General features: G+C 65.8%; 2 protein-coding genes. Both read left to right on the top strand.

Annotated elements, in window-relative coordinates:
- Positions 1-4 precede the first annotated feature (4 nt).
- On the top strand, positions 5-658 hold the full coding sequence (locus EOD07_RS30530; RefSeq protein WP_245470550.1) for an NADH-ubiquinone dehydrogenase: 654 nt from the start codon (positions 5-7) through the stop codon (positions 656-658).
- 74 nt (positions 659-732) lie between these two features.
- On the top strand, positions 733-2520 hold a 1788-nt coding region (gene nuoG, locus EOD07_RS30525; protein ID WP_127237953.1), incomplete at its 3' end, for an NADH-quinone oxidoreductase subunit NuoG.

The following is a 2520-nucleotide window of genomic DNA, read 5'->3' as shown; positions in this document are numbered from 1 at the left end:
GTTCATGCCTGATTTGGACCAACTCGAGAAGATGAACCAGGACCTGACCAAGATGATGCCGAAGGAGATGGCCAGCGCCGTCAACCTTCTGGCGCATCCGGTCGCGGGCGCCGCGGCGATGTCGGCGCTCAGCATCGGTCTTGCCAACCATGCCGTCGGCATGTGGATGGGCGCCTTCACCGGCGCACTGGAAGCCTCGCAGCGCATGTTCCAGCCTTTCCTCGACGATCTCGAGGCGCAGAGCGAAGCGGCCGCCAACGCCACCAAGGCGCGCAAGGCGACAGAGACGCTGATCGCCAGGGCGCAGACCTTCGCCAGGGACGTGACCGACATCGCGGCGAACGCGACCGAGAAAGCACTTGACGCGACCGGGTCCGGTCTTGTCGCCTCGCCGGCTGCAACCGGGCTGATGCCTGAGGATTTCAGGCAGCCGAAGGCGCTCGACAAGCCGGCGAAACCATCGGACCTGAAGGCGATTTCAGGTATCGGGCCGAAGCTGGAGAAGGTGCTCAACGGTCTCGGCATCTGGACCTATGGCCAGATCGCCGCCTGGACGTCGGAAGAGATCGCCTGGGTGGAAGATTATCTGTCGCTCGCCGGCCGCATCGGCCGCGACGACTGGACTGCTCAAGCGGCGGCGCTCGCCGCGAAGAAGTGAATTGAGATGCCAGGCGCGGCGCAAGCCGCGCCCGGAAGATAGAGATTGCGGAAATCCGCAGGGGTTTGAGGCGAATGGCAAAGCTAAAGGTCGACGGGAAAGAGATCACGGTACCCGACCATTACACGCTGCTGCAGGCGGCCGAGGACGCCGGCGCTGAAGTGCCGCGCTTCTGCTTCCATGAGCGGCTGTCGATCGCCGGCAATTGCCGCATGTGCCTGATCGAGGTGAAGGGCGGACCGCCCAAGCCGCAGGCGTCCTGCGCCATGGGCGTGCGCGACCTGCGCCCGGGCCCGAATGGCGAGCCGCCGGAAATCTTCACCAACACGCCGATGGTCAAGAAGGCCCGCGAAGGCGTGATGGAATTCCTGCTGATCAACCATCCGCTGGACTGCCCGATCTGCGACCAGGGCGGCGAGTGCGACCTGCAGGACCAGGCGATGGCCTTCGGCGTCGATTCCTCGCGCTATCACGAGAACAAGCGCGCGGTCGAAGACAAGTATATCGGCCCGCTGGTCAAGACGGTGATGAACCGTTGCATCCATTGCACGCGCTGCGTCCGCTTCACCACCGAGGTCGCCGGCATTTCCGAGCTCGGCCTGATCGGCCGCGGCGAGGATGCCGAGATCACCACCTATCTCGAACAGGCGATGACGTCTGAGCTGCAGGGCAATGTCATCGATCTGTGCCCGGTCGGCGCGCTCACCTCCAAGCCGTTCGCCTTCCAGGCGCGGCCGTGGGAACTGACCAAGACGGAATCGATCGACGTCATGGACGCCGTCGGCTCGGCGATCCGCGTCGATAGCAGAGGCCGCGAAGTGATGCGCATCCTGCCGCGCGTCAACGAGGCGGTGAACGAGGAGTGGATTTCCGACAAGACCCGCTTCATCTGGGACGGCCTGCGCACGCAGCGCCTCGATCGCCCCTATGTGCGCAAGGACGGCAAGCTCGTTCCGGCAAGCTGGGCCGAAGCCTTCGCCGCGATCAAGGAACAGGTATCGAAGACGGCCCCCGAGCGGATCGGCGCGATCGCCGGCGATCTCGCCGCGGTCGAGGAAATCTACGCGCTCAAGCTCTTGATGGCGGCGCTCGGCTCGAGGAACATCGACTGCCGCCAGGACGGCGCAGCGCTCGATCCCTCGCTCGGTCGCGCCAGCTACATCTTCAATCCGACCATCGAAGGCATCGAGCAGGCCGACGCAGTGCTGATCATCGGCGCCAATCCGCGCTTCGAGGCTTCGGTGCTCAACGCCCGCATCCGCAAGCGCTGGCGCGTCGGCAACCTGCCGGTCGGCGTCATCGGCGAGATCGGCGATACGCGTTACGATTACGATCTCATCGGCGCCGGCCCGGAATCGCTCAAGGATCTCGCCGACGGCAACGGCAAGTTCTTCGAGGTGCTGAGCAAGGCCACGCATCCGCTGATCATCGTCGGCCAGGGCGCGCTGGCGCGCCCGGACGGCGCGGCGGTGCTCGGCCAGGCGGCAAAGCTCGCGGCCGCCGTCAATGCGGTCACGGCCGAATGGAACGGCTTTGCGGTGCTGCACAACGCGGCGGCAAGAGTCGGCGGCCTGGATGTCGGCTTCGTGCCGGGCGAGGGCGGCAAGGACGTCGCCGGCATGCTGGGCGACACCGATGTGCTCTTCCTGCTCGGCGCCGACGAAATCGACATGGCCAGGACGGGCGGCGCCTTCGTCGTCTATATCGGCACGCATGGCGATGCCGGCGCGCACCGCGCCAACGTCATCCTGCCGGCTGCCGCCTACACCGAGAAATCCGGCACCTATGTCAACACGGAAGGCCGCGTGCAGCAGACCAACCGCGCTGGATTCGCTCCGGGCGAAGCACGCGAGGACTGGGCG

Source organism: Mesorhizobium sp. M2C.T.Ca.TU.002.02.1.1 (genome assembly GCF_003997225.1).
The sequence above is the reverse complement of the archived record's forward strand: the minus strand, read 5'-3'. Positions and strand labels throughout refer to the sequence as shown.